Source organism: Stakelama sediminis (assembly GCF_014199335.1).
In the GTDB taxonomy this organism is placed as follows: Bacteria; Pseudomonadota; Alphaproteobacteria; order Sphingomonadales; family Sphingomonadaceae; genus Sphingomonas; species Sphingomonas sediminis.
Map to the genome: position 1 here is coordinate 96,890 of NZ_JACIJI010000003.1, position 25,553 is coordinate 122,442.

General features: G+C 64.2%; 21 protein-coding genes. 8 read left to right on the forward strand and 13 right to left on the reverse strand.

Annotated elements, in window-relative coordinates:
• Nucleotides 1-155: 155 nt before the first annotated feature.
• Nucleotides 156-1,241, reverse strand: a complete 1,086-nt coding sequence (locus FHR23_RS10005) for a DUF2332 domain-containing protein (protein WP_343043102.1) — start codon at nucleotides 1,239-1,241, stop codon at nucleotides 156-158.
• 73 nt (nucleotides 1,242-1,314) lie between these two features.
• Here FHR23_RS10005 and hisG point away from each other — a divergent pair, with 73 nt between their 5' ends.
• Genes hisG through FHR23_RS10020 form a run of 3 tightly spaced genes read left to right on the forward strand, consistent with a single transcriptional unit; the run spans nucleotide 1,315 to nucleotide 4,536 of the window.
• Nucleotides 1,315-1,977 carry an ATP phosphoribosyltransferase gene (gene hisG / locus FHR23_RS10010; protein ID WP_184003497.1) on the forward strand — a complete coding sequence of 221 codons (663 nt, stop codon included), beginning with the start codon at nucleotides 1,315-1,317 and terminating at the stop codon, nucleotides 1,975-1,977.
• Entirely contained in the window at nucleotides 1,974-3,263 is a 1,290-nt protein-coding gene (hisD, locus tag FHR23_RS10015; RefSeq protein WP_184003499.1) for a histidinol dehydrogenase, read from the forward strand. The genes hisG and hisD overlap by 4 nt, the downstream gene beginning before the upstream one ends.
• Before the next feature lie 4 nt (nucleotides 3,264-3,267).
• Nucleotides 3,268-4,536: an MFS transporter gene (locus FHR23_RS10020; protein WP_184003501.1), complete on the forward strand. Its 1,269-nt coding sequence runs from the start codon at nucleotides 3,268-3,270 to the stop codon at nucleotides 4,534-4,536.
• Nucleotides 4,537-4,540: 4 nt separating this feature from the next.
• Here FHR23_RS10020 and FHR23_RS10025 read toward each other — a convergent pair whose 3' ends face one another.
• Nucleotides 4,541-5,395 carry a CDP-diacylglycerol diphosphatase gene (locus tag FHR23_RS10025; protein WP_221227476.1) on the reverse strand — a complete coding sequence of 285 codons (855 nt, stop codon included), beginning with the start codon at nucleotides 5,393-5,395 and terminating at the stop codon, nucleotides 4,541-4,543.
• 60 nt (nucleotides 5,396-5,455) lie between these two features.
• Between FHR23_RS10025 and nusB the strand changes: the two genes are divergently transcribed.
• Together nusB and FHR23_RS10035 are read left to right on the forward strand one after the other, a co-directional pair.
• The gene (gene nusB, locus FHR23_RS10030) at nucleotides 5,456-5,917 is read left to right on the forward strand and encodes a transcription antitermination factor NusB (RefSeq protein WP_184003505.1); all 462 of its coding nucleotides are present in this window, start codon (nucleotides 5,456-5,458) and stop codon (nucleotides 5,915-5,917) included.
• A gap of 2 nt (nucleotides 5,918-5,919) precedes the next feature.
• Nucleotides 5,920-6,096: a DUF4169 family protein gene (locus tag FHR23_RS10035; RefSeq protein WP_184003507.1), complete on the forward strand. Its 177-nt coding sequence runs from the start codon at nucleotides 5,920-5,922 to the stop codon at nucleotides 6,094-6,096.
• 51 nt (nucleotides 6,097-6,147) lie between these two features.
• On the opposite strand, the gene FHR23_RS10040 is transcribed toward FHR23_RS10035, so the two are convergent.
• Genes FHR23_RS10040 through FHR23_RS10060 form a run of 5 tightly spaced genes read right to left on the reverse strand, consistent with a single transcriptional unit; the run spans nucleotide 6,148 to nucleotide 13,838 of the window.
• Nucleotides 6,148-6,954, reverse strand: a complete 807-nt coding sequence (locus FHR23_RS10040; protein ID WP_184003509.1) for an ATP-binding protein — start codon at nucleotides 6,952-6,954, stop codon at nucleotides 6,148-6,150.
• A gap of 31 nt (nucleotides 6,955-6,985) precedes the next feature.
• A complete protein-coding gene (locus FHR23_RS10045) occupies nucleotides 6,986-9,052 on the reverse strand; it encodes a tetratricopeptide repeat protein (protein ID WP_184003511.1) in 2,067 nt (688 codons plus the stop codon).
• A complete protein-coding gene (gene prsR / locus FHR23_RS10050; RefSeq protein WP_184003513.1) occupies nucleotides 9,036-10,394 on the reverse strand; it encodes a PEP-CTERM-box response regulator transcription factor in 1,359 nt (452 codons plus the stop codon). Before prsR ends, FHR23_RS10045 begins: the two co-directional genes overlap by 17 nt.
• The gene (gene prsK / locus FHR23_RS10055) at nucleotides 10,391-12,442 is read right to left on the reverse strand and encodes an XrtA/PEP-CTERM system histidine kinase PrsK (RefSeq protein ID WP_184003516.1); all 2,052 of its coding nucleotides are present in this window, start codon (nucleotides 12,440-12,442) and stop codon (nucleotides 10,391-10,393) included. Before prsK ends, prsR begins: the two co-directional genes overlap by 4 nt.
• A 7-nt stretch (nucleotides 12,443-12,449) precedes the next feature.
• Nucleotides 12,450-13,838, reverse strand: coding sequence for a TIGR03013 family XrtA/PEP-CTERM system glycosyltransferase (locus FHR23_RS10060; RefSeq protein WP_184003518.1), 1,389 nt, complete (start codon nucleotides 13,836-13,838; stop codon nucleotides 12,450-12,452).
• A 152-nt stretch (nucleotides 13,839-13,990) separates the two neighbouring features.
• On the opposite strand from FHR23_RS10060, the gene FHR23_RS10065 reads away from it, so the two are divergent.
• Nucleotides 13,991-15,043 carry a mannose-1-phosphate guanylyltransferase/mannose-6-phosphate isomerase gene (locus FHR23_RS10065; protein WP_184003520.1) on the forward strand — a complete coding sequence of 351 codons (1,053 nt, stop codon included), beginning with the start codon at nucleotides 13,991-13,993 and terminating at the stop codon, nucleotides 15,041-15,043.
• Nucleotides 15,044-15,102: 59 nt separating this feature from the next.
• Complete coding sequence (locus FHR23_RS10070; protein WP_184003868.1) at nucleotides 15,103-15,369, forward strand: HNH endonuclease; 267 nt, start codon at nucleotides 15,103-15,105, stop codon at nucleotides 15,367-15,369.
• Between the two features lie 23 nt (nucleotides 15,370-15,392).
• On the opposite strand, the gene FHR23_RS10075 is transcribed toward FHR23_RS10070, so the two are convergent.
• The 3 genes from FHR23_RS10075 to FHR23_RS10085 form a co-directional block, all read right to left on the reverse strand.
• Nucleotides 15,393-16,907 carry a lipopolysaccharide biosynthesis protein gene (locus FHR23_RS10075; RefSeq protein WP_184003522.1) on the reverse strand — a complete coding sequence of 505 codons (1,515 nt, stop codon included), beginning with the start codon at nucleotides 16,905-16,907 and terminating at the stop codon, nucleotides 15,393-15,395.
• Between the two features lie 10 nt (nucleotides 16,908-16,917).
• Entirely contained in the window at nucleotides 16,918-19,668 is a 2,751-nt protein-coding gene (gene polA / locus FHR23_RS10080) for a DNA polymerase I (protein WP_184003524.1), read from the reverse strand.
• Between the two features lie 79 nt (nucleotides 19,669-19,747).
• Nucleotides 19,748-20,935, reverse strand: coding sequence for a serine hydrolase (locus FHR23_RS10085; RefSeq protein WP_343043104.1), 1,188 nt, complete (start codon nucleotides 20,933-20,935; stop codon nucleotides 19,748-19,750).
• A 113-nt stretch (nucleotides 20,936-21,048) separates the two neighbouring features.
• Between FHR23_RS10085 and FHR23_RS10090 the strand changes: the two genes are divergently transcribed.
• On the forward strand, nucleotides 21,049-22,287 hold the full coding sequence (locus FHR23_RS10090) for a cation:proton antiporter (protein ID WP_184003526.1): 1,239 nt from the start codon (nucleotides 21,049-21,051) through the stop codon (nucleotides 22,285-22,287).
• A gap of 31 nt (nucleotides 22,288-22,318) precedes the next feature.
• Here the strand turns inward: FHR23_RS10090 and FHR23_RS10095 are convergent, their stop codons facing one another.
• The 3 genes from FHR23_RS10095 to metX all read right to left on the reverse strand — a co-directional run bounded on the left by FHR23_RS10095 (nucleotide 22,319) and on the right by metX (nucleotide 25,539).
• On the reverse strand, nucleotides 22,319-23,740 hold the full coding sequence (locus FHR23_RS10095; protein ID WP_184003528.1) for a carboxylesterase/lipase family protein: 1,422 nt from the start codon (nucleotides 23,738-23,740) through the stop codon (nucleotides 22,319-22,321).
• A 90-nt stretch (nucleotides 23,741-23,830) separates the two neighbouring features.
• Complete coding sequence (gene metW / locus FHR23_RS10100; RefSeq protein WP_184003530.1) at nucleotides 23,831-24,424, reverse strand: methionine biosynthesis protein MetW; 594 nt, start codon at nucleotides 24,422-24,424, stop codon at nucleotides 23,831-23,833.
• Nucleotides 24,421-25,539 (reverse strand): homoserine O-acetyltransferase MetX, encoded by a 1,119-nt coding sequence (gene metX / locus FHR23_RS10105; protein ID WP_184003532.1) that lies wholly within the window; start codon nucleotides 25,537-25,539, stop codon nucleotides 24,421-24,423. The genes metW and metX overlap by 4 nt, the downstream gene beginning before the upstream one ends.
• Between the last annotated feature and the right edge of the window lie 14 nt (nucleotides 25,540-25,553).

The following is a 25,553-nucleotide window of genomic DNA, read 5'->3' on the forward strand; positions in this document are numbered from 1 at the left end:
AAATCCGGCTTTTAGGACGGATCGACATTCAGAAGATGGTGTGGCGAAAATGGTGGATTTTCGTGAACCGGCGCGCAGCGTACTTTCAGTAGGTGAGCACCGGAAGCGGGGAAAGCCGCCATTTGCAGGCCATCAGGGCTGAATGGCGATCCGTCCTAGAGGAAGGCCGGTGCTTCCTGATCCCCGCAGGTGGTGTCGATCCACGCACCATGCGCCTGACAATGCGCCAGCTTTTTCGGTCCGTCGCCCGGCCAGGTCTGCACCCATACCTCCATGCGTGGTTTGCGCGACCGGTGCGGTTCCATTACTACCCAGGCGAGCGGGCGCTGAGCCGTCGCTTTGGCACCTGCGGCATACATTGCGCTTTCGATCCGCCGCCGCCGCTCCTTGCCGAGATATTGCAGCACCACCGAATGCATCAGCACGCGCGTGACGCCCGCTGCCTGCGGCTCGGCCAGCCTTGCCTCTACCCAGTCGGCGGCATCGCCCTGCTCGACCACAACCGGATGGTCGCGCATCAGCGCGATTCCGGCATTCAGTCGCGCCGCACGTTCGACATTGTCCGCCCAGATATAGGCGCGCAGCCGTGCCGCAGATGCCGGGTCGGTCGCATCGACCGGCGCCACGTCGACGCCGCGCACCGACGCAAACCGCACCTCGACCGGCTCGGGCGGTATCCCCTGCCATTCCGGACGGATCGTCAGCGGCGCATCCTTCGGCCCGGTTTCCACCCCGCCCAGATCATAGTGCAGCCGGTCGATCAGCAGGTTCAGTCCCGCGCTAGACCCGATCTCCAGCAGTTCGATCGGCTGGCCGAACCGGCGCACAACCTGCATCAACCCCAGCATCAGCGGGCCGGAACGTCCCATCTCATTGGTCTGGGGCGGCCTGTCCAGATAGGGCTGGATCGCCGGACCATGTGCCGCAAAAGCCCGCCCGACCACTTCGGCCACGGCGGACGCATCGCTCGTCTCACCGGCGAATACCGCCGCCAGTTCCGGCGCATCGCCCGACTGCGCCAGTGCGTGCAGCCCGCCCACTATCCGCAACGGCAGGCCATCGGCGGTGGGATCGTCCGGCCAGTCGCAAATGCGGCGACCGACATCGGTCGAATCGTCAAGCGCGTCGGCAATTCCCTGAACGACGCGGGCAGTGATCGGCGCGCCCATGCGGGTGCAATAGATATGCTGAAGCTCCAGTGCTTCGGCTACCTTGTCGTCTGCGCCCCTGTCTGTCTTCACCCTAATTGCCTCCGGATGCCTTCAGCCCCTTGTTGCGCGCGTTCCACACCCCAAGTAAAGCCCCGCATTACCTATGTCCGATCCGATCATCCTCGCCGTGCCCAAGGGGCGCATTCTCGACGAAGCGCTGCCGCTGCTCGCACGTGTCGGAATCGTGCCCGAACCCGCCTTCACCGATTCGGGTAGCCGTGCCCTGCGGTTCAAAACCAACCGCCCCGACATCGACATTATCCGTGTGCGCGCCTTCGACGTTGCGACCTTCGTCGCGCACGGCGCGGCGCAACTCGGTATCGTCGGGTCCGACGTGCTGGCCGAATTCGATTATTCCGAACTCTATGCACCCGTCGATCTCGGCATCGGGCCGTGCCGTATTTCGGTCGCCGAACCCGCCGACATGGCGGCGAAAGACGATCCGCGCGGCTGGAGCCATGTTCGTATCGCCACCAAATATCCACACATCACCCAGGCGCATTTCGCCCGGCGCGGGGTACAGGCGGAGTGTATCAAACTGAACGGTGCGATGGAACTGGCACCCAAAATGGGGCTGGCGCCGCGTATCGTCGATCTCGTCTCCTCGGGCCGCACGCTAAAGGAAAACGGACTGGTCGAGGTCGAGGTGATTGCCGAGGTGACAAGCCGCCTGATCGTCAACCGCGCGGCGTTCAAGACGCGCGTGGGACAGGTCGTGCCGCTGGTCGATGCCTTTCGCCGCGCCATCGAGGATCAGGCAGCGTGATCCGGCTCAACGCTTCCGAACCCGGCTTTTCGACCGCCTTCGACACGCTGGTCAATGCCCGGCGCGAAAGTGACGCCCATGTCGCGCGCGACGTACAGGTGATCGTCACCGCCGTGCGCGAACAGGGCGATGCCGCGGTGGAGGCGTTCACCCGCAAGTTCGACGGCCATGCGCTCAACGAAACCGGCTGGCGGATCGAAAAGTCCGACTGCGCGGTGGCACTCAAGGGCCTTGATCCCGAATTGCGTGGTGCGCTCGAACTCGCGCGCGATCGTATCGCCGCCTATCATGAAAAGCAGAAACCCGCCGACAGCGACACCATCGACGCCGACGGCATCCGGCTGGGCGCGCGCTGGCGGGCGGTGGATGCAGCGGGCGTCTATGTCCCCGGCGGCCGCGCTGCCTATCCCTCCTCGGTGCTGATGAACGCGATTCCCGCCAAGGTTGCGGGCGTCGAGCGGCTGGTGATGGTGACACCCACGCCGAAAGGCGAAATCAATCCGCTGGTGCTGGCGGCGGCCGAACTGGCGGGCGTTGACGAGGTCTGGCGGATCGGCGGCGCGCAGGCGGTTGCCGCCCTTGCCTATGGCACCGGCCGGATCAAGCCGGTCGATGTCGTCACCGGCCCCGGCAATGCCTGGGTTGCCGAAGCCAAGCGCCAGCTTTACGGCGTCGTCGGCATCGACATGGTTGCGGGCCCCAGCGAGATCGTGGTCGTCGCCGACGCCGACAATGATCCCGAATGGACCGCCGCCGACCTGTTGAGCCAGGCCGAACATGATCCGACCAGCCAGTCGATCCTGTTCACCGACGACGCCGGGTTCGCCGATGCGGTTGCCGCCGCAGTGGACCGCCAGATCGGCGAACTGGCGACAAAAGACGTCGCGCGGCAAAGCTGGGACGCGAACGGTGCGATCATTCTCGTGCCCGACCTTCCCGCCGCCTGCCCGCTGGTCGACCGGCTGGCGCCCGAGCATCTCGAACTCGCGGTCGCCGATCCGGAAGCCCTGTTCGCGCAGGTCCGCCATGCCGGGTCCGTCTTCCTCGGACGCTATACCCCCGAAGCGGTCGGGGATTATGTCGCCGGACCTAACCATGTCCTGCCCACCGGACGGCGCGCGCGTTTCTCCTCCGGCCTGTCGGTGCTCGATTTCATGAAGCGCACCAGCTTCCTCGCGCTCGACGAAGCCGGTTTGCAGAAGATCGGCCCTGCCGCCGTCGCGCTGGCAGGCGCCGAAGGCCTGCCAGCGCACGCCAGATCGGTCGCGCTGCGGCTACGGCGCTGACCGCGTGAAGCGATGGGCAACCAACACCTTCCGATCGCTCAAAGGCTATAATTTCCGGCTCTGGGCTGCCGGATCGCTGGTTTCCAATATCGGCACCTGGATGCAGCGCATCGCACAGGACTGGCTGGTGCTTACCGTCCTTACCCAGCACAGCGCGTCGGCGGTGGGCATTACCATGGGCCTGCAATTCGCGCCGCAATTGCTGTTGCTGCCGCTGACCGGTTTCGCCGCCGACCATTTCGACAAGCGCAAGCTGATGATGGTCACGCAGGCGCTGATGGGTACGCTGGCGCTGATCCTCGGCGCGCTGACCATATCGGGAATGGTGCAGCTCTGGCAGGTCTATGCCTTTGCCTTTCTGTTCGGCGCGGTTGCCGCCTTCGATGCACCGGCGCGACAGGCTTTCGTCTCCGAACTGGTCGGGGAAAAGGATCTGACCAACGCGGTCGCGCTCAATTCCACCACCTTCAACGCGGCGCGAATGATCGGCCCTGCGGTCGCCGGGCTGGTGATCGGATCGGTCGGGCTGGGCTGGGCCTTTCTGCTCAACGGCGCCTCCTATGGCGCGGTGCTGCTGTCGCTGTTCCTGCTACGGGTGAAGGACCTGCACGCCAATGCCCGCGCCACCCGCAAGCGCGGCAGCCTGCTGGAGGGGTTCCGCTATGTCTGGGCGCGCGCTGAACTGCGCGTGCTGCTGGTGATGCTGGGGCTGATCGGCACCTTCGGCCTCAATTTCGGCATCTATACCTCGGTCATGGCGGTAAAGGTCTTTCACGTCGGTGCCAGCGGATATGGCCTGTTGTCGTCGATGATGGCGCTCGGCACGGTCAGCGGCGCATTGATCGTCGCAAGCTGGGAACGGCCGCGCTTTCCCTATCTGCTCGCCAGCGCCGCACTGTTCGGGCTGGGCTGCATTTTCGGGGCGCTGGCCCCCGATTACTGGCTGTTCGGCGCAGCACTGGCGCTGACCGGCGTCAGCGTGCTGATGTTCCTCAACGCCAGCAACGGGCTGATGCAGCTTACCACCGAGCCGTCGATGCGCGGCCGGGTACTGGCGATCCGCATGGCGATCACATTGGGCGGCGTTCCGCTGGGTGCCCCCATCGTCGGCTGGGTTGCGGACCATTTCGGCCCGCGCTGGGCGATCGGCGTGGGTGCGGCGGCAGGCCTGACCGCCGCGCTGATCGGCCTGATCTATCTGCGCCGCAGCCGCCTGCCCGCCACCGTCGAAGGACAGGCGCTGACCGAAACGGGCAGCCGCGAACCGGGGTGAGCCGTTACTTCGCCTGCGCCACGGCGCAAGCATGGTCCTGCAACTCCTCTCCCGAACCATAGCGCTTCCTTGCCGGATCGGCGCGCGCGGCGAGCAGGACAAAGCCCGGCGCACCATTTGCGAAATGCACACCCGTCAGCACCAGCGTCCACGCCCCCATGTCGGCAGGCGCGACCTTCATGCCCTTGGCAAGCAGTTTGAACGGATCGGCGGATGGCCGGTTCTTTCCGTCCAGCCGCACCGCATAATAGCGATATCCCGCCAGCGAGAGCGGCTTGCGCGACCAGCGTCGGGTAATGCGCGGCAATTCCCGTTTCAGCGCGTCGCGAACGTCGGGCCGGATGCAATCGACATGCAGGTGCAACTGATCCTGACTGCGCCCGTACAGCGAATTGACCGCCACGCTGACATCCTCTCGCGGCAGGCGCTGGCCCAGCTTTGCGTCGACCAGCGTGCGCGCGGTCCAGGCCGGGGTGAAATAATCGACCGCATCGGGCTCCAGCAGCGCAGGGTCTTCCATGCCGGTGATCCTGCGCGTCGGCATCAGCAGATATTGCGCCACCCCGCGCAGATCCTTCAGCAGCACATAGCCGCGTGCCACGCCCTCGCTCAGATTGACCTCGGCGCACGGATCGGGCCTGCCGTTGCGCTGCTGATCGGGAACGCATTTGTCGTGCAGGATATGCCAGAGAACCTGTCCGTGCGGATGGACCGGCGGCGCGGGCAGTGCCGGACGCGATGCAGGTGTCGTACAGGCCGCAAGCAGCGCCATCCCCAGCAGGGCGGCCAGCCCCCTGCCCCGTTTCCGTCCGATCGTCATCGCCGCTCCCTTGCCGTGCAGCACCCGCGCTACCGTCAATCGCGCCGTCCGGCAACACAGGCTTTGCCTTCCGCGTCGCGCACGCCTATCTGCACGCCCATGCCAAGCAAATCCGCCCGTTCGCGCACTCAGGCGCGTGCCGCCGCCCGGTTCGCCGCCGTGCAGGCGCTCTATCAGCAGGAAATGGAGGGTACGCCCCTGCCCACGCTGCTGCACGAATTTCACAGCCACCGCCTCGGCGCGATCATCGAAGACATTGAATATGCCGATGCCGATGGCGATTTCTTCGACGATATCGTCAAGGGCGTCGACGCCCGTCGCGACGAAATCGACCGCGCCATTGCCGCACGCCTGTCGGCACAATGGTCGCTCGACCGGCTCGACCGGCCGATGCGCCAGATCCTGCGGGCAGGCACCTATGAACTGATCGCGCGCCGCGACGTGCCGACGGGGGCGGTCATCAGCGAATATCTCGACGTCACCGACGCCTTTTACGACAAGCGTGAAAAGGGCTTCGTCAACGGCCTGCTCGACGCAGTGGCAAAGGATGTGCGCGCCTGACCATGGGCGACGTCGTCAACCTGCGTCAGGCCCGCAAGGCAAAGGCGCGCACCGACAAGGCGCGCCAGGCCGCGGCCAACCGCGCCGCCTTCGGGCGCACCAAAGCGGAAAAACAGGCCGAAAAAGCGCGCGCAGAACAGCGTGACCGTACCCTTGACGGTGCCCGACTGGAGGATTGAGCCTCTCAGGGCCGCCATGTGCCGCCCGTCAGCGCTGCATGGCAACCGGTCCTAAAGCGCCTTGCCGTGGCGTCCGGCCAGTTCGACGACATATTGCCAGGCGACGCGGCCCGAGCGGCTGCCGCGCCGGGTGGCCCAGCCGATCGCATCCGCTTCCTCCATCGGCAGGCCGTGGGCGTCGGCATAGCCGCGCACGATCGCCAGATAGGTATCCTGATCGATGGCGTGAAAGCCCAGGCTCAGCCCGAACCGGTCGGCCAGCGCAAGCTGGTCGTCGATCGAATCGCGTGGGTTGATGGCGCTTTCCTGTTCGGCAATGTCGCGCGTCACCAGATGGCGGCGATTGGCGGTGACGAGCAGGCGGGCATTGGCGGGGCGTGCCTCGGCCCCTCCTTCGAGCAGCGAGCGTAGCGCCCGGCCCTCCGCCGCGCTGTCGAAACCGATATCGTCGACGAAGATCGCAAAGGCGCGCTCGACATTCGCAATGACTGCGAACAAGGCGGGCAGGCTGTCGAGCGAGGCCGTCACCTCGATCAGCGACAGATTGCCGCCATCGGCCTGAATCGCGCCGACCGCGCTTTTGACCAGCGCCGACTTGCCGGTACCGCGCGCACCCCAGAGCAGCGTATCCTGCGCCGCCAGTCCCTTTGCCAGCCGCTCCAGATTGGCGGTCAGCGTCTGTTTCTGCTTGTCCAGCCCCTGCAACCGGTCAAGCGGCAGCGGCGCGAACGCGCGCGCGGGCGTCAGCGCCGCACCGTGCCAGAGATAGGCGGGGTGAGCGTAGGGATCAGCAGGCTCGGGCGGCGGCGGCGCCAGCCGGTCGAGCGCATCGGCGATACGGGTAAGCGCGTCGGACATGGCAACCGCTATAGCGTGCCGGTCGGAGCGCTCAAGAAAGCTGTTTCAACAGTGCTTCGGCATCGTCGCGATCGGCAAAGCCGCGCTGCGCCAGTGCCGCGCGAATATTGGCGATGGCAGCGGCCTTGTTTCCCGCCGCCGCATCTGCCTGCGCCAGATGCCAGCGCAGCCCCGCATGATCGGGCGCAATGGCGACCGCCTTGCGCAGCAATTGCAGCGCGAGTGTGTCCTTTCCCGCGCCATGCAGCGCCCAGCCATAGGCATCGACCACCGCCGGGTCGGCAGGCGCAAGCGCATAAGCCTGCGCACCATAGCGGGTCGCGCGTGCATTCTCTCCCAATGCCGCACAGGCCGTCGCCAACTGGGCAAGCAGGGTCGCATCCCGATTGCCGAGCCGCTTGCGCAGTCCCTCCAGCGTATTCACTGCGGCCGCATCATCGCCGCTCGCAAGCTGCCACTGCGCAGCGATTCGCAGCGCCGTCACATTTTCCGGGTTCTGCGACAGGAACAGCGCCAGTACCCGTGCCGCACCCTGTCGGTCACCACCCGCGTCCAGCGTGTTGACCAGCCGCAGCATGATCGGCTCATCGAACCGAATCGTCGCGGCGCGGCGATAGGCTTGCACGGCATCGTCATAGCGGTGCTGCGTCACCAGCACGTCGCCCAGCAGCATCTGCACCGCCGGAGCACCCGGATTGGCCTGTACCGCCTCCTGTGCCTGTGCGAGCGCCTGTTCCGTGCGGCCATCGGTCAGCAAACCGCGAACATAGGGCAGGATCGCCTGCGCCTGATTGGGGCTATCATCCACCGCCAGATCAAGCGTCGCCAGCCCGTCATCGGGGGAGAAGGGTGTCGCGCCGCCGCCGGACGGATAAGACGCACGGTCGAGAAATTTCGCCGCCATGATCCGGTCGCCGCGCTGTTCGAACGCGCGCGCGGTCAGCCGCAGCGTATAGGGATCGGCATCCGCACGGGTCGCCATCGGCTTCAATATGTCGAGCGCATCCTGCGGCGAGCCGGACTCGATATAAGCCTGGGCAAGCAGCCGCCGGGCAACCAGATTCATCGGCTGCACCCCGACAAGCTGCTGAAGCTCGGTTACTGCCTGTTGCGGATTGCTCGCCTGAAGGTCGAGCGACCCCTGCAACAGCATCATGCCCGGCACATCGCCCATCGCATCGCCGACATGGGCCAGAATGCCGCGCGCCAGATCATAATTGCCTGCCCGCGCCGCCAGCACGGCTTGCAGATAATAACCGCGCGGATCGTCCGGTTCGGCGAGCATCGCCTTGCGCACGGCGGCCAGCATCGGCCGATACCGCCCGAGATCGCCCAGCGTCGCGGCATATTCGATCAGCGTCGAATAGCGCCAGGGATCGCGTTTCAGCGCCGCTTCGAACCAGGGCAGCGACGCCATCGGCCCGTATTGATCGCGCACCATATGCGCGCGCAGCAGCAGCGCGTTGGTGTTGCCCGGAGCAAGCTGCACCGCGCGCACGGACGCCGTGATCGCGCCCGCCAGATCGCCCGCCGCAACGCGATACTCCCCCAGATCGGTCCAGGCCTGTGCGCTGTCGGGTTGCAGGGTCACGGCCCGTTGCGCCGCCTTGCCCGCATTCGCGAAATCGCCCTGCGCAATCAAAAGCTGCGTGCGTACCCGCAAGGTATAGGAGCGAAAGCGCGGCCCGGCTTTTGCCAGCTCTTTTTGCGCACCATCCAGATCGCTCTCCAGCAGCAGCGCCTGTGCATAGAGCTGATGCACGCGGTTCATGTCGAACCCCTGTTCCTGCGCCCGGTCCAGTTCGCCCTGCGCGGCATCGCCCTGCCCCAGCTCCAGATAGGCGCGCGCCAGCACTGCGTGCGCCAGCCCCCAGTCGGGTTTTTCCTGCACCGCCGTAAACGCCTGCGACCGTGCGGCACTGGCATTGCCCGCCTTCAGAAACGCCAGCGACCGCGCCAGCGCCTGATGCGCATGGGCACTGGTCTGCCGCGCGGGCAGTACCACCGTCACGACCAGCACCACCGCCGCGATCAGCATCAGGATGCCGCCTGCAAGTCCGATTCGGCGCCAGCGCAGGCGCTCAGGGCTGAAGGTCATAATTCTTCATCAGGTCATAAAGCGTCGGACGGCTGATCCCCAGCAACCGCGCGGTACCCGAAATATTCCCGTCGGCACGCGCCAGCGCCTTGCGGATCGCTCGGCGGTCGGTCTGTTCGCGCATCGCCTTCAGGTTGATCGGCTCGTCCGCCGTATCGGGTTCGGCAAGGTCCAGATCGGCCGCCGTCACCTGTTTGCCGTCGCTCATGATGACGGCACGCTTCACGCGGTTTTCCAGCTCGCGGACATTGCCGGGCCAGTTCCACGCATCGATCGCGGCCAGCGCATCGGGGCTGAACCCCTTGATCGGCCGGTGCATCGTTTCGGCATGATGATGGAGGAAATGGCGCGCCAGCAGCACCGGATCGCCCGGCCGCTCTGCAAGCGACGGAATCCGCACGACGATTTCCGCCAGCCGGTAATACAGGTCTTCGCGAAAGCTGCCGTCCGCGACCATCGCGTCGATATCCTGATGCGTGGCGCACACGATCCGCGTATCGACGGGAATGGGTTTGCGCCCGCCGATCCGTTCGATCACGCGTTCCTGCAAAAACCGCAACAGCTTGACCTGAAGCGGCAGGGGAACATCGCCGATTTCATCGAGGAACAGCGTACCGCCCTGCGCCTGCTCGATTTTGCCGGGGGTGGTTTTGACCGCACCCGTGAACGCCCCCTTTTCATGCCCGAACAATTCGCTTTCGAGCAGGGTTTCAGGAATGGCGGCGCAGTTGATCGCGACGAACGCCCCGTCCCTGCGCGGCGAGCATTCATGCAGCCCGCGCGCCAGCAACTCCTTGCCCGTCCCGCTCGCGCCCAGCAACAGGACCGACACATCGGCCGCCGCAACCCGCTCAATGGTCCGCGTCACTTTCAGCATTTCCGGTGCCGCCGTAATCATCCCGCCCAGCGCAGTATTGCCCTCCACCCGTGCGGCCAGACGCCGGTTTTCGGCCTCCAGCGCATGGACATGGAAAGCGCGCTCGACGATCAGGCCCAGCGTGTCGATGTCGATCGGCTTCATGTAGAAATCCCACGCGCCCAGCGCGATCGCCTTCAGCGCGCTGTCGCGCTCGCCATGCCCGGAAGCCACGATCACCTTCGTATCGGGTGCCAGCGTACGAATCGCCTCCAGCGTGGCAAAGCCCTCACTGACACCGTCGGGATCAGGCGGCAGGCCAAGATCCAGTGTCACCACCTGCGGTTCTTCCGCACGCAGTTGCGTAATCGCGCTGTCGCGGTCGGCGGCAACGAAAATTTCATAGCCTTCATAGGCCCAGCGCAACTGGCGCTGCAGCCCGGCATCATCCTCGACGATCAGTAATTTGCGTGGTGTATCCGTCATGCGGCCTCCTCCACCGCGTGGTCATGGCCGGCCGAGGCGGGCAGGGTCAGACGAAAACGACTGCCCGCGCCTTCCCGGCTGGTCACGGTCAGCGTGCCGCCCATCGCCTGCGCCAGTTGCAGCGCCTCGAACGCGCCGATGCCGAAACCGCCCGATTTGGACGAGACAAAGGGACGGAAAAGCTGGTCGCGGATAAATGCCTGCGACATGCCGCATCCCTGATCGATCACGTCGAGCGTGATCCGGTCGGTGTCATGGCCGATCGCAATGGTCACTGCCTCTTCCGCCGGGCTGGCCTCTATCGCATTCTGCACCAGATGCCCGAGCAGCGTTTCGAGGCGAACCGGGTCGGCAAGCGCCGTCATATGCCGTTCGCCGATCACCGTTACCGGATGCTGACCCCGGCTGCGGCCCGCCACATCCTCTGCGACCACCGTCATATCCACCGGGCGAACCGCTTCGCTGCGTGCCTTGGCATGGTTCGACAACCGCGCCAGCAGATCGTTCATCCGCGTCGCCGAAAGGTTCAGGGTCGCCACCATATCGGCGCGAAATTCGGGATTGTCGGCGTGCCGTTCGGCGTTGCGCGCGACCAGCGTCAACTGGCTGACCAGATTCTTAATGTCATGCAGGATGAATGCGAAGCGTCGATTGAACTCCTCGAACCGCTGCGCCTCGGCCAGCGCCTCATGCGCGCGTGCTTCGGCCAGATAGCTTGCCACCTGACGGCCGACGATGCGCAGCAGGTCGAAATCCTCCCAGTCCAGCGCCCGGTCGAGCGGCGGCCGGGCAAGCAGGATCGCGCCGGTCAGCGTTCCCAGATGCGGAAGCGGCACGATCACCCAGGCATCCGCCAGCGCCAGCATCCATTGCGGCGTAGCATCGATATCCTCCGCGGGCGCCTTTTCACGGCGGACCGGATCAAGCTCTATGATCCGCTCACTGATCGCCAGATGCCTTGCCAGCGCATCGTCGGCGGCGTTTTCGGGAAGGTCCCCGGCATCCCAATTCCACGTCTCCCCGACCGCAAGGCGCGCGCCATCGGTCAGCAGCAACACTCCGGCGGGCGAATCAACCAGATCGGCAACCGCCTTGACCACGCGTTGCCCCAGCGGCACGCCATCGGTCGGCTGTCCCAGCGTATCGGTGAAACGCAGCCATTCGGCGCGATAGTCATAGCGATGGCGGAAGAGATGCTTAGCGACCTTCACCTTTGTCCATGCCCGCAGCCAAGGCGAGGACAACAAGGTGAGCAACGCGGTACTCGACCCGATGACGAAAGCGGTCTGCCACAACCGGGCCTGATCGCCGCCAAGCGCCGCGATCATGCTGGTCGCCACCGTCATCACGGCGAGGTAGAGGACGATCGCGACCAGCGAGAGCGACTGGTAGGCAATCGTGCGCGAAACCTGCACTGCCTGGTTACCGCGATACATGGCCAGTGCAATTCCCCCGGCCACCGCAATCATCATGCCGCCGCGCAGCGCGATCAGGCCCAGTGGCCAGTGCGCATCGGCGTAAGCGAACGCCAGCACCAGACTGTCGATCAGCCACATACCGGCGAGCGCGAGCAGCACCGTCCGGACCGGGCGGCCGGCAGCGGCAAACAGGCTTTGCACCAGCAACAGCGCCGTCACCACCGCCATCAGCCGGAACAGCAGGGCGGCGCCCATCATCTGTTCGGCCAGATGCGGTGACTTCATCCCCTCGGCGAACAGGTCGAGCAGCAGTGCTGCCAGAATGACGCACAGCAACACCGCATAGACCAGCCGCAACGCAACCGGCGGCCGTTGCCGGAAATTGGCGCGATAGGCGATCAGCAGTACCACCAGCCAGACAAGATTGCGGACATCGCCCATCACCTGGGTGATCGCCGCCGTCTCGCCGATCCCGGCGACCGCCAGCGCCCAAAGGGCCGTGCACGCCAGCGCCGCGACGAACCCCCGGCGCGGCAGACCGGCGGGAACGCGCCGCATCGCCAGCAACGCCAGTGCCGCAAAGGACAATGCGGCCAGCGCGTGCCCCCACAGGATCACAGCCGCGGTCATCCGCGCCTCAACGCGCGCCTTCGGGCCACAACACGACGCGGATCGTCTGCAACAGGATCAGTACGTCGAGAAAGGGCGAATAATTTTTGGCGTAATAGAGGTCGTATTCAAGCTTCTGACGGGCATCCTCGATCGAGGCGCCATAAGGATAGTTGATCTGCGCCCAGCCGGTAATGCCCGGCTTCACCATGTGCCGCTCGGCATAATAGGCCAGCTTCTGTTCCAAATCGTCGACGAATTGCGGACGTTCGGGACGCGGGCCGACAAAACTCATATCGCCTTTCAGCACGCTCCAGCATTGCGGCAGTTCGTCGATCCGAAGCTTGCGGATGATGCGTCCGACGCGGGTGATGCGCGGATCGTCCTTTTCGGCCCAGACCGCCTTGCCCGCCGCTTCCGCATCGATGCGCATCGACCGCAGCTTGATGATGTCGAAGCCGATGTTGAACAACCCGACCCGGCGCTGCCGGTAAAAGGCCGGTCCCTTGCTGTCCATCTTCACCAGCATCGCGGTCAGCAGAACCAGCGGCGCGGTCAGGATCAGCAGTATCAGGCTGGCGGTGATATCGAAAAGGCGCTTGAACATCGACGAAAACATCCGGCCCGACGAAAAACCATCCGAAAAGATCAGCCAGGACGGGTTGACGCTGTCGAGATCGACACGCCCGGTTTCACGTTCCAGAAAGGTCGAGATTTCGTTGACATGCACGCCGGTCGTCTTGATCCGCAGCAGATCCTTGAGCGGCAGGGCATTGCGCCGCTCTTCCAGCGCCAGCACCACTTCACTGGCGTTCAGCAGCACGACGTGATCGGCAAGATTGTAGATCGCATCGCGCGAAATCGCTTCGGGAATGACCGGTTTCGGTTCGCTCATCGATACATAGCCGACGACCACGAAGCCCGATCCGGGCGCCTTGGACAGTGCCTTGATCCGTGCCGCACGCGCTCCGGCACCCAGTACAACTACCCGCCGCTTGAACACCTGACTGCCCAGCGTCTTGCCGAGCAGGATTCGCATCAGGACCAGCGCCGGCACCGCGAACAGCATCGCGTAGAGCAGGTTCGACCGCCAGAAGGTCAGCGCCGGTACCAGAAAGAAAATGACGCTGAGGAAAATCGTCGCCAGTGAAATCGCGACGATCAGCCGGGCCGCGGCAAAGCGCAGCGATTGCAGTGCATCCGCCCCGTACACACCGACGCCGATCATCGCCAGTTCGACCGAAATGGCAAAAGTGAACAATTGCGGCAGGCGGGTATAGGTCGGTTCGGTCAGCATTCCGATCTGATGCGCGCGCACCACCCATCCGGCTTCCGCCGCCAGGAACAGCAGCACGATATCGAACAGGCCGAGCAGCAGCACCGCATTGGGCACATAATGTTTGAACAATCGTATCATCGGCTCGTGCTACCGCCTTGCTGCTGTAAATAATCCCGACACAGTGTGGCTGTCGCAGAAAATGGCAAATAAAAGCTAAAGACTTTTACCTCGTCGGAGCGGTTGACGTGCTTGTGCGTGCATACCTAACTGGCGTCGAAGGAGTTTTGCGGATGCCGTCGAAGATCATACCCGTGATACTGTCCGGCGGTTCGGGAACCCGACTCTGGCCGATGTCACGGCCGGACAATCCCAAGCAACTGCTGGCGCTGACAGCGGAAGAAACGATGTTGCAGCTTACTGCGCGACGCGGGGCCGATCGGCGCTTTGCCGCGCCGGTCATCGTCGGCAATGCCCAACATGCCGACGCCATCGAGATGCAGCTTGCCCATATCGATATTCATCCCCAGACGCTGATTCTCGAACCGACGGGACGCAACACCGCGCCTGCCATCGCGCTGGCGGCACTGGCCTCGGGGGCGGGTGACGCGCCGCTGCTCGTGATGCCGTCGGACCATGTCATCACCGATATCGATGCCTTTCACGCGGCCGTGGAAACCGCATTGCCGCTGGTCGAACAGGGCTGGCTGGCAACGTTCGGCATCACGCCCGACGCTCCCGAAACCGGCTATGGCTATATTCAGGTGGGTGAGACGCTGGCACCGGGTGCGCATCGGGTGGCGCGCTTTGTCGAAAAACCCGAACGCGCGGTCGCGGAGGCGATGCTGGCGAGCGGCGATCATGTCTGGAACGGCGGCATCTTCCTGTTCCGCGCCGACCGTTATCTGGAGGTGCTGGGCCGCCATGCTCCCGACATGCTGACCGCGGTGCAGGAATCGATGCGGCTGGCAACCCGTGACGGCATGCGAATCCATCCCGACGCCGACCGGTTTGCGGCATCGCCGTCCAATTCGATCGACTATGCGGTGATGGAAAAGGCCGAACGCGTCGTCGTCATTCCCGTCTCGATGGGGTGGAGCGACGTCGGAAGCTGGGACGCGCTGCACGCGATCAGCGAATGCGATGCCGACGGCAATGTCTGCGGTGGCGATGTCGTCGCAATCGACAGCCGCAACTGCCTGATCCGCAGCGACGGCAGCAAGCGGATCGCGGTCGCGGGAATGAAAGACATGATCGTCGTGGCGAGCGGGGACGACATTCTGATCGTTCCGCGCGGCCGATCTCAGGAGGTCAAGAAACTCCTCGCCGCCATGCAAAAACCGTGAAGCGGCGCGCGCGCCGCCGGTTACAGCATGCGTTCGTCGACACGTCCGGTGCGTCCGGCATCTGCGCCTTGTGCGGCAGAGCACTGGGCAGGCGTGTCGAGTGGCATCACGTCATTCCCAAAAGCCGCGGCGGACGCGAAACAGTGGCGCTGCATCCGGTCTGCCATCGCACCATTCATGCCCATCTGACCAATGGCGAACTCGCCGGCACCCATATCGGGCTGAACGCGGTACGAGAGAATGCCGGCATCGCGCGCTTTTTGCGATGGATCGCCGACAAGCCGCCGGATTTTCATGTGCCGACACATCGCTCGCACAAGCACTGACCTGCGCCCAGGGTCGGCCTGCCCTACCGTTCCATGACCGGCAGCGTCGCCTCATCCGACCGCGGAAGCTTCGCGAACAGCGTGCGGTCCTTCGCCCCGAATGCCCATTTCCAGATCACGAACAGATAGCTTCCTGCGATCGCCGGGATGCCGATCGCCAGTTCGGCCCATTCGAAGCGCTTGGGCAGCGCGGTAAAGAGACTGCCGACCAGTATCGCCGTGACGATCGCCCACAGGATCGGCCACCGCCATCCGCCCACCGGCGCGCGCAGGATATGCCGCAGCAAGGCCGATTTGATCAGCGAAGTACTCGCCACCGACAGCAGCAGCGCCACTGCCGGGCCTGCCGCCTGATAATTGGTCGGCCAGCCCAGACGCCGCATCGCGAAGATCAGCACGAAACTCAGCGCGATCTGGAAACCCAGCATGGTGATCGAGATCATCAGATTGCGGTGACGTGCCATATAGACCAACGCCGATTCGCATACCGTGCCCTGAGACGCCAGCACCTCGGCCCACAACAGAAAGGCGAGCGCCGCCGTCCCGGCGACGAATTCCGGCCCTACCGTCCCCATCACCGCCTGGCCGGGGATCGATCCCATCAGCGCCATGCACGCCTGTGCGGCCATGATCCAGAAGGCTACCTGACGCACCTGATTGGCGACGGCGGGATAATCATTGTCGGCAAGGCTCTTGGTCACCACCGGTCCCATCACCGGCTCGAAGCTGGTTTTCAGTTTCTGCGGCAGCGAGGCGACCTGTTGCGCCATATAATAGATGCCGACGATCTTCGGCGCGAACAGCAGGCCGAGGATGAAGCGGTCGACATTGCGCGTCCCCCACTCGATCGCATCCGCACCCGCCAGCGGCACATTCTGCTGCGCCAGCGTAAACAGGCGCGAAATCTGCGGTTTCCAGCCATGGGGAAAGCCATAGCTGCGAATGAAGGGGATCAGCGATGCGATCATCGCCGCCGCCATCGACAGGACATAGGAGATCACCAGCCCGTCGCGGATGGTGAAGAAGGACAGCACCCATGCCGCGATGCTGATCGTCCAGGGTTCGATCACCGCGCGGGCATGCACCGTCGCCTTCACATTATGGCGATAGGCAAGTGCGGCCAGGCTGACATCCGACCAGGCAATCGCGAAGATGATACACGGTAAGAACCGGTCCAGCCCGGCAATATCGCTGTCGGGATACATGACCTGCGGAAAGGCGATCAGGACGCAACTGGCGATCAGCGAGACGATAAAGGCCACCGCCATGCCGTCCCACACCACATGGACATGCGGGCGTTCGGTTTCGGCCAGCGCCTGCGCCAGCCCGCGCTTCAGCCCCAGCGTCGCGACCAGCGCGGCCAGTTCGACCACCACCACGGCCAGTGCGAACCGCCCGACCAGATCGGGGCCATAGACGCGGCCCGCGATAAACAGAAACGGGATACGCGCGCCCAGCCGCAGGACGAACCCCGCAATGTTGGTGCGCCCGCCCTTGGCCAGCGCGGCAATATCTTCTGAGCTGGAAGGTTCGCTCATCGGCGGATGCTCAATGCGCCGCGCCCCAGCTTTCGCCGACACCGATTTCAACGCCCAGCGGGACGCTGAGCGGGTTTGCCGGTTCGGCCGCGTGCGCCATGACGCGTTCGATCACCGGTCTTGCCTGTTCCACATCCCCCTCCGGCACTTCGAATACCAGTTCGTCATGTACCTGCATCAACATGCGCACGTTCGGCAACCCGGCTTCGGCCAGCGCCGGTCCCATACGGACCATCGCGCGCTTGATGATATCGGCACAAGTGCCCTGAATCGGTGCATTGATGGCCGCGCGTTCGCTGCCCTGTCGCTCCGCCTGATTCTTTGACTTCAATCGCGGGAAATGCGTTTTTCGTCCGAACAGAGTCTCGGTATAGCCGCGTTCCTTGGCACTGGTCAGCGTTTCGGCGATATAGCGGTTGATGCCGGGAAAGCGCTCGAAATAACGATCGATCATCGCCTGTGCCTCGTCCGGCGTGACGTCAAGCCGCCCGGCAAGTCCCCAGCGCGAAATGCCGTAGAGAATCGCGAAGTTGATCGTCTTGGCCCGCGCCCGCGTGTCGCGATTGACCTCTCCGAACAATTCGGTCGCGGTCATCGCATGAATATCGTCGCCCCGCTCGAACGCCTCGCGCAGCGCGGGGACATCGGCGATATGCGCGGCCAGCCGCAGCTCGATCTGCGAATAGTCGGCGGCCAGGATGACATTGCCCGGTTCGGCGACGAAAGCATCGCGAATCTGCCGCCCGACCTCGGTACGGATCGGGATGTTCTGCAGATTGGGGTCGGTCGAAGACAGTCGCCCCGTCTGCGCGCCGGTCAGCGAATAGCTGGTATGCACGCGCCCCGTTTGCGGGTTGATCTGCTGTTGCAGGGCGTCGGTATAGGTCGATTTCAGCTTCGACAATTGCCGCCAGTCGAGCACCTTGCGGGCGATTTCGTGCCCTTCCCCCGCCAGCCGCTCCATTTCGTTGACGTCGGTGGAATAGACGCCGGACTTGCCCTTGCGCCCGCCCTTCAGCCCCATCTGGTCGAACAGCACTTCGCCAAGCTGTTTGGGGCTGCCGATGGTGAACGCGCTGCCGGCAAGACCGTGGATTTCGGTTTCCAGCTCCCGGATCTGCCCCGAAAACTCTTCCGACAATCTGGCAAGGCGCGCGGAATCAACTTTCACGCCCGCCAGTTCCATCGCGGCGATCACCGGCACCAGCGGCCTGTCGACCATCTCATACACGCGCGTCGCCCCCTCATAGGGCAGCCGCGGCTTGAACCGCCGCCACAGGCGCAGCGTCACGTCGGCATCCTCGGCGGCGTAGCGGGTCGCCGCCTTCAGGTCGACTTCCTGAAAACCGATCGCCTTCTTGCCCGTGCCGACCACGTCCTTGAAAGCAATGCAACTGTGCGACAGATGCTCCTTCGCCAGTTCATCCATGCCATGCCCGTGCAGCCCGGCATCAAGGTCGAAACTCATCACGATCGTGTCGTCGAACGGCGCGAGCGTGATGCCGCAGCGTTCGAGGATGGTGATGTCATATTTCAGATTATGCCCGATCTTGAGCACCGCCGGGTCTTCGAACAACGGCCTGAGCGCGGCCAGCACCGTATCGCGCGGCAATTGCTCGGGCTTTTCGCTCAGCAGATCGGTGCCGCCATGCCCGATGGGAATGTAGCAGGCGCGATTGGGTGCGAGCGCCAGCGACACCCCGACCAGTTCGGCGCTGCTCGATTCCAGTCCCGTCGTCTCGGTATCGACGGCCACAAAGCCCTGCGCGGTCGCGGCTGCGACCCAGCCTTCCAATGCCTTTGCATCGACCACGGTTTCATAGGCGTCATGATCGCACGGCGGGTCTTCCTGCTCCACCGGCGCTTCGGCGGGCGCGGTCTGGGCCGCAGGTTCAGCTCCCGAGGAAAGTTTGGCGAGCAGCGAACGAAAGCCGTGATGCTCCAGAAATGCCCGCAGCGGCGCTTCGGGAATGCCCTTGAGTATCAGATCGTCGAGCGGTTCGGGCAGCGGCACGTCACGCGCCAGTTCGACCAGTCTGCGCGACAGCCGCGCCATTTCCGCCTGCTCGATCAGGTTTTCGCGCATCTTGGACTTTTTCATGTCCGGCGCGGCGGCGAGTACGGATTCGACATCGCCATATTCGTTGATCAGATCGGCGGCACGCTTCGGTCCGATCCCGGTGACGCCCGGTACATTGTCGACACTGTCGCCCATCAGCGCCAGCACCTCGCCCAGCTTGTCCGGGGTAACGCCGAACTTCTCCTGAACATGTTCGGCGTCCATGCGACGATTGTTCATCGTGTCGAGCATGTCGAGGCCCGGTACGATCAACTGCATCAGATCCTTGTCGGAACTGACGATCGTCACTTCCCAGCCCTGCGCCAGCGCCGCCTTGGCATAGCTGGCGATCAGGTCGTCGGCCTCCCACCCTGCTTCCTCGATACACGGCAGCGAAAAAGCGCGGGTCGCATCGCGGATCATCGGAAATTGCGGGACCAGGTCTTCCGGCGGCGGCGGGCGGTGCGCCTTGTACTGATCGTACATGTCATTACGAAACGTATGGCTGGACTTGTCGAGGATGACGGCCATGTGTGTCGGCCCGTCGGCTTTGTTCAGTTCGTCCGCAAGCTTCCACAACATGGTGGTATAGCCATAGACGGCGCCGACCGGCTCGCCATGCTGATTGGTCAGCGGCGGCAGCCGATGATAGGCGCGGAAGATATAGCCGGACCCGTCGACCAGGTAGAGATGGTTGGGCATGAACGCCGCTTAGCAGCGCGGACGCCCAGTGGCGAGATGCGAATCCGCCACACTCGCGCTGTCTATCGAACGAGCGACCTTAATCGCTGCCGCGATTCGTCCCGGTGCCGTTGGTCGCACTCGCCATGCGGATGCCATCGTCACGATTGGCCGCAACCACCGCATTCACCACGCCGTGCATCAGCGTCCAACGCTGGGGAATGGTGCGCGCGGTCTCCCCGATCATCACCGCCACCGCATAGCTTTCGCCATTGGGCGCGGTCAGGATCGCGACATCGTTATAGCCGGCGGTCTTGCCGTTCAGATCCTGCCCGGTGCCGGTCTTGTGCCCGAACACCCAGTCGCCCGGCACCGCACCATGCAACCGGTTCTTGCCCGTGCGCGAATCCTGTAGCGTGGAGACCAGCCAGCTTGTCGAGGCAGCGGACAGCAACTGCCCTTTCTTCAGCCGCATCAGCGCGTTGGTGACAGCCGCCGCGCCCGCGCCATCGGGCGGATTGGCGATATAGGTCTGGAACGCATCGCGGCGCACCGACATCGGCAAGGCGGCACGCGCCTGATAGAAATTACGCCCCTGCGAATAGGATTGCTGCCAGGTCAGCCCGGCCGTCTTGCTCTGCAACAGGCGCTCGCCGGGTCCGAAACGGATATTGTCGAGATGCCGCTTCGCCAGAAAGGCCCGCACTGCCGACGGTCCGCCCGCCAGCCACAGCAGCTTGTCATTGGCGGTATTGTCGCTGGTGGTCAGCGCCCGGTGCATCAACCGACCGACCGTGGTCGAATAGCCGTCCTTGCCGATCAGCGCCGCCACCGGCTGGTGGAACAGCGTCATGTCCGCCTTGGTCAGCGTAATCGGGTCGTTCAGGCTGATCTTGCCCTGATCGCGCAGGTCGAGGACCGTCATCGCCACCCACAGCTTGCTGACGCTCTGCTGCGGCATCGGCCGGTCGCCATTGGATTCGACCGCCCAGCCCTCGTCGATATTACGCACCGAAATTCCAACGATACCGTCGAAATTACGCCCCAGCGTCTTCACGCTTTCAACCAGCGCGGCAGGTGCCGCCGCCGGTTTAGCCGCAGGCGGCGGTACCGGAACCGCGACGCTGTAGGGCGGTGTCGCCACAAAAGGCTTGTGCTCATGCGCGGACGCCTGCGCCACCACGGGAGCATGCGCCTGATGCACACCGCATCCGATAAGACCCAGAGGTGCAACCGCCGCGAGGAGTATCGCACGACCGGCATTGCCCGAATTCAAGAAGCTTGTCACAATCAGTTTATCCCCAACTACAAAGCAAAATGCCTTAAATGAGGGGGTTACGGCAACAACTAGCGTCCGTTACTGCGACGAATACCACAGTTTGAGCGATAAAGCGCGGAACCATGCAGCATTCGGTACAGGGTTTTGACTTCACAACACTCGGCGCGCTGCTGTTCGTGGCGTCGCTGGTGGCGATTGCGACGCACCGGTTGAAGCTACCATACAGTGTCGGGCTGGTGACGGCGGGCATCGCACTGGCGCTGTTGCCGCTGGGAATTGCCCTGCCGCTGACGCCCGAACTGATCTTCTTCGTCTTCCTGCCGCCACTGGTGTTCGAAGCGGCGATCCAGATTCCGTGGAAGCCCTTGCGCAGCGAAATGCCGCTGCTGCTGGCGCTGGTGACGGTCGGCGTGGTGCTGGCGGCGCTGGTCGTCGCGGCCGGAATGCACTGGATCGTCGGCTGGAGCTGGCTGGGCGCCGGGTTTTTCGGCGTGCTGATCGCCGCCACCGATCCGGTTTCGGTCATTGCCGCGTTCAAGGCGATGCGCGTACAGACGCGGCTGCACCTGCTGGTCGAGGCGGAAAGCCTGCTCAACGACGGCGTGGCGGCGGTGGGGTTCGCAATCCTCGCCATGATCGCCGCCGGCGGCGCGGCCGGCCCCGGCAATATCGCGATACACCTCGTCACCAATGTCGTCGGCGCGATTGCGGCGGGCGCAGCGGTGGCGGTGCCGCTGATCGTCATCGCCGGGCGCACCACCGATCGGCTGGTCGAGGTGACGCTGACCATGCTGATCGCCTATGGCTCGTTCCTGCTGGCCGAACATTTCCACTGTTCAGGGGTGCTGGCGACCCTGACGGCGGGGCTGATCGTCGGCAATTACGGCTTTCTCGGCTCGATTTCCGACAGCGGGCGGCAGGGCGTCCTCAACCACTGGGAATATGTCGCGTTCCTCATCAACTCGCTGATCTTCATCCTGATCGGCGGGCGCGAGGTATCGATGCCGATTGCCGCGGTGATCGAGGTCGCGGCAATCGCCACCATCCTGTCGCTCGCCGGGCGCGCGGTAGCGGTCTATCCGGTGATGATGCTGTTCCGGCACACCAAACTGGCGGTGCCGTGGAAATACAAGCATGTGCTGTTCTGGGGCGGGTTGCGCGGCGCGCTGGCGCTGGCGCTCGCTCTGGCGCTGCCCGCGAATGTGTTCGAGCGCGATACGATCATTACCGTCGCCTTCGCGGTCGTCGCCTTCTCGATCTTCGTGCAGGGACTGACCATGCCCTGGCTGATCGACCGGCTGAAGCTGCGACGCGATCAGGAGGCTGAGCCGCTCCACGCCGCCGTTCCGCCCGAACAGTGACCATGCCGGGCGGAGAAAAGGCGGCAGCGGGTTATTCGCCGTCGGTTTTGGTGTCCGGTTTGTCGGCTCCCCAGGGGTCTTTCTCGGCCGCTGCCTTCCCGTCCGCCTGAAAGTTCATCAGCACGTCGGAATCGGCATGGAATCTCGGCCAGTTCGCAAGTCCCGAACCGTTGGGATCGCCTGCCTTCACGAACCGGACGATATAGGCGCTGATCGTCTTGCCCATCGCGTTGTCGCGCGCCGTGGTGTCGGCGCCATATTTGATGGCCTGGGTATCGAAGAAGAAGGGGATGTCGCTGGCATGCGTTGCCCCTTCGTGGTGCAGCGACTGGGCCACATAGGAAAAGCGGTATTCCCACACCGGCACACCCTGTGCGGCGATCCTGACCGACGCCCCGCGCGCGCCGACAACCATATAGCCCGTCCTGCCGCCGATATCGTCGCTGGTCGCACCGATGATCATCGGCACATGGGTGAAGGCACCGGACCTATAGGCCTTGCCCTGATCGACGATTACCGTACCGTCGACCACCGGCCCGACATAGGTTTTCGGTTCCGGACCCGAGCCGGGCATGGTTGCCAGGTTCAGATCGTCGATAACCTGCTCTCCCGACAGTGCACGCAGTTTTGCGAGCGCATCCGGCGCATCCGGATCAATGCCCATCGCCCGCGCGAAATTGGCGCCCGCCTGCTCCGCCGCAGCGACCGTCTGCCCCGGCTGGGCAAGGCCGGTCCCGCCGGACATCACCACCGCCTTCTGGAACAGGCCCTTTGCCTGTGGCGAGGTGACGAGATTGTGGACCGACATGCCGCCCGCGCTTTCGCCCATGATGGTGACGTTGGACGCATCGCCGCCGAAAGCGCCGATATTACGCTTCACCCATTGCAGCGCCGCGACCTGATCCATCGTACCGTAATTGATGATTTTTCCACCCTTCGCATCCAGTTGCGGCAGGGCGAAGGTTCCGAAACGACCGAGGCGATAGTTGAAGCTGACGAACATGACCCCCTTCCGGGCCATGTTAGCCCCCGAATAAGTGGGCGGTGACGCGCCGCCATTCACATATCCACCGCCATAGATCCACACCAGTACCGGCAGCTTCCCCTTTGCCCCGGCCGGTTTCCAGACATTGGCGTAGAGGCAATCCTCGCTTGGCGTAGTGCCCAGCGGGGCGGCATCGCTGGCAAAGGGTTTCTGCATACAGTCATGGCTGTACCGGGTGGCGTCGCGCACGCCCTTCCAGTTTGCGGCAGGCTCCGGCGGCGCCCAGCGCAGATTGCCCACCGGCGGCGCGGCGAATGGAATTCCCTTCCAGCTTGCCACACCGTTCTCCACCGAACCGCGAAGTTGGCCGTTTGCATCCTGCACCACCGGTCCAGACTGTTGCGCATAGGCGGTGATCGGCGCGGCGATGGTCAGCATGGCTACAAGCGAAAATGCATATCGTTTCATCGCGACCCTCATCCTATTTCTGCAGCCTGCGGTCTTTGGTCGCGAACTCTAACCGCAAGAACAGCCAAAGGCTATCCTTACCCCCTCGGGTCAGTCCCGGCTGAGCAGGAATACCGCATGTTCCGCAAAGAAATTCGCTGCCGCCGGGCCGGTGCGCCGGTCGCCGCGCAGATAGCGTGCCTTTTCGATTTCGATCCCGCGCTCGGCCACCATCGCGCGGAAATCGTCAATGGTGACATGGTGGATATTGGGGGTATCGTACCAGCGTTCGGGCAACAGTCGCGTCACCGGCATCCGCCCGCCCCACAAGAGCGACAGCCGCACCCGCCAGTGCGCGAAATTGGGGAAGGACACGAATGCCCTGCGCCCGATCCGCAACAGATCGTCGAGCACCAGATCGGGCCGCCGCGTCGTCTGCAGGGTCTGGCTGAGGATCGCGTAATCGAAACTCTGGTCGGGATAGTCGGCCAGATCGGTATCGGCATTGCCCTGTACCACCGACAGGCCGCGCGCCACCGCCGCCGACACATTTGCCGGATCGAGCTCCAGCCCGCGCGCATCGACCCCGCGCGTATCGCGCAGCGCCGCCATCAGCGACCCGTCACCGCAGCCGATATCGAGCACACGCGTGCCGGGATCGACATTGCGCGCGATGACCGCGAGATCGGGGCGCAGATCGCTCATCCTTCGACCTTCAGAAAACCATCGACCACCGCGTTCAATTCGGGCGATTCGAGCAGGAAAGCATCATGACCGAACGGGCTCGACAGTTCGACGAAGCTGACATGCTTGGCCGCCGCGTTCAGCGCGCGCACCACCGCACGCGATTCGCGCGTCGGGTACAGCCAGTCGGTATCGAAGCTGACGACGCAGAAGCGCGCATCGGTCGCGCGAAAGGCGTTGGCGAGCATCCCCCCATGTTCCTCCGCCAGATCGAAATAGTCCATCGCACGGGTGATGTAGAGATAGGCATTGGCGTCGAAACGACCGGTGAAGCTCAACCCCTGATGCCGCAAATAGCTTTCGACCTGAAAATCGGCGTCGAAGCCGAACGTCTTGGCATCGCGCTCCTGCAAGCGTCGCCCGAACTTCTCGGTCAGGCCCGCTTCCGAAAGATAGGTGATGTGCGCCGCCATGCGCGCCACCGCCAGCCCGGCGGCAGGGGCTTCGCCGTCGCCATAATAATCGCCGCCGCGCCAGTTGGGATCGGCCATGATCGCCTGCCGCCCGACCTCATGAAACGCGATGTTCTGCGCTGAATGCTTGGCGGTGGACGCAATCACCACCACCGCACCGATCCGGTCGGGAAAGGTCGCCGCCCAGGAAAGTGCCTGCATACCGCCCATCGACCCGCCGACCACCGCTTTCAGTCGTTCCACGCCCAGATGGTCGAGCAGCATCGCCTGCGCACGCACCATGTCGCGGATGGTGAGGACAGGAAAGTCCATCGCCCATGCCCTGCCCGTCGCCGGATTGATACTCGACGGCCCCGAAGACCCCAGACAACTGCCGATGACGTTCGAACAGATGACGAAATAACGCTCCGTATCGATCGGCTTGCCCGGCCCGACCATGCGGGTCCACCAGCCCGGCTTGCCGGTCAGCGGATGGTCGGAGGCGACATACTGATCGCCGGTCAGCGCATGACAGATCAGGATCGCATTGCTTTTGTCGGTATTCAGGCTGCCATAGGTTTCATAGCCGAATTCGACCGGCGTCAGCGCCGCCCCGCTGTCCAGTGCAAGCGGACCCGGCAGCGATACATGTCGGTGAAGGCCATAACGGGGGTCAGCGGTCATTTTCGCTCGTTAGG

What these genes read in the sequence shown, in the direction of transcription:
- prsR (WP_184003513.1), bottom strand. Translation starts at nt 10,394, where the DNA reads ATGACGGATACACCACGCAAATTACTGATCGTCGAGGATGATGCCGGG.
- FHR23_RS10065 (WP_184003520.1), top strand. Translation starts at nt 13,991, where the DNA reads ATGCCGTCGAAGATCATACCCGTGATACTGTCCGGCGGTTCGGGAACC.
- prsK (WP_184003516.1), bottom strand. Translation starts at nt 12,442, where the DNA reads ATGACCGCGGCTGTGATCCTGTGGGGGCACGCGCTGGCCGCATTGTCC.
- FHR23_RS10095 (WP_184003528.1), bottom strand. Translation starts at nt 23,740, where the DNA reads ATGAAACGATATGCATTTTCGCTTGTAGCCATGCTGACCATCGCCGCG.
- FHR23_RS10090 (WP_184003526.1), top strand. Translation starts at nt 21,049, where the DNA reads ATGCAGCATTCGGTACAGGGTTTTGACTTCACAACACTCGGCGCGCTG.
- FHR23_RS10040 (WP_184003509.1), bottom strand. Translation starts at nt 6,954, where the DNA reads ATGTCCGACGCGCTTACCCGTATCGCCGATGCGCTCGACCGGCTGGCG.
- FHR23_RS10045 (WP_184003511.1), bottom strand. Translation starts at nt 9,052, where the DNA reads ATGACCTTCAGCCCTGAGCGCCTGCGCTGGCGCCGAATCGGACTTGCA.
- FHR23_RS10060 (WP_184003518.1), bottom strand. Translation starts at nt 13,838, where the DNA reads ATGATACGATTGTTCAAACATTATGTGCCCAATGCGGTGCTGCTGCTC.
- nusB (WP_184003505.1), top strand. Translation starts at nt 5,456, where the DNA reads ATGCCAAGCAAATCCGCCCGTTCGCGCACTCAGGCGCGTGCCGCCGCC.
- metW (WP_184003530.1), bottom strand. Translation starts at nt 24,424, where the DNA reads ATGAGCGATCTGCGCCCCGATCTCGCGGTCATCGCGCGCAATGTCGAT.
- FHR23_RS10075 (WP_184003522.1), bottom strand. Translation starts at nt 16,907, where the DNA reads ATGAGCGAACCTTCCAGCTCAGAAGATATTGCCGCGCTGGCCAAGGGC.
- metX (WP_184003532.1), bottom strand. Translation starts at nt 25,539, where the DNA reads ATGACCGCTGACCCCCGTTATGGCCTTCACCGACATGTATCGCTGCCG.
- polA (WP_184003524.1), bottom strand. Translation starts at nt 19,668, where the DNA reads ATGCCCAACCATCTCTACCTGGTCGACGGGTCCGGCTATATCTTCCGC.
- FHR23_RS10035 (WP_184003507.1), top strand. Translation starts at nt 5,920, where the DNA reads ATGGGCGACGTCGTCAACCTGCGTCAGGCCCGCAAGGCAAAGGCGCGC.
- hisG (WP_184003497.1), top strand. Translation starts at nt 1,315, where the DNA reads ATGTCCGATCCGATCATCCTCGCCGTGCCCAAGGGGCGCATTCTCGAC.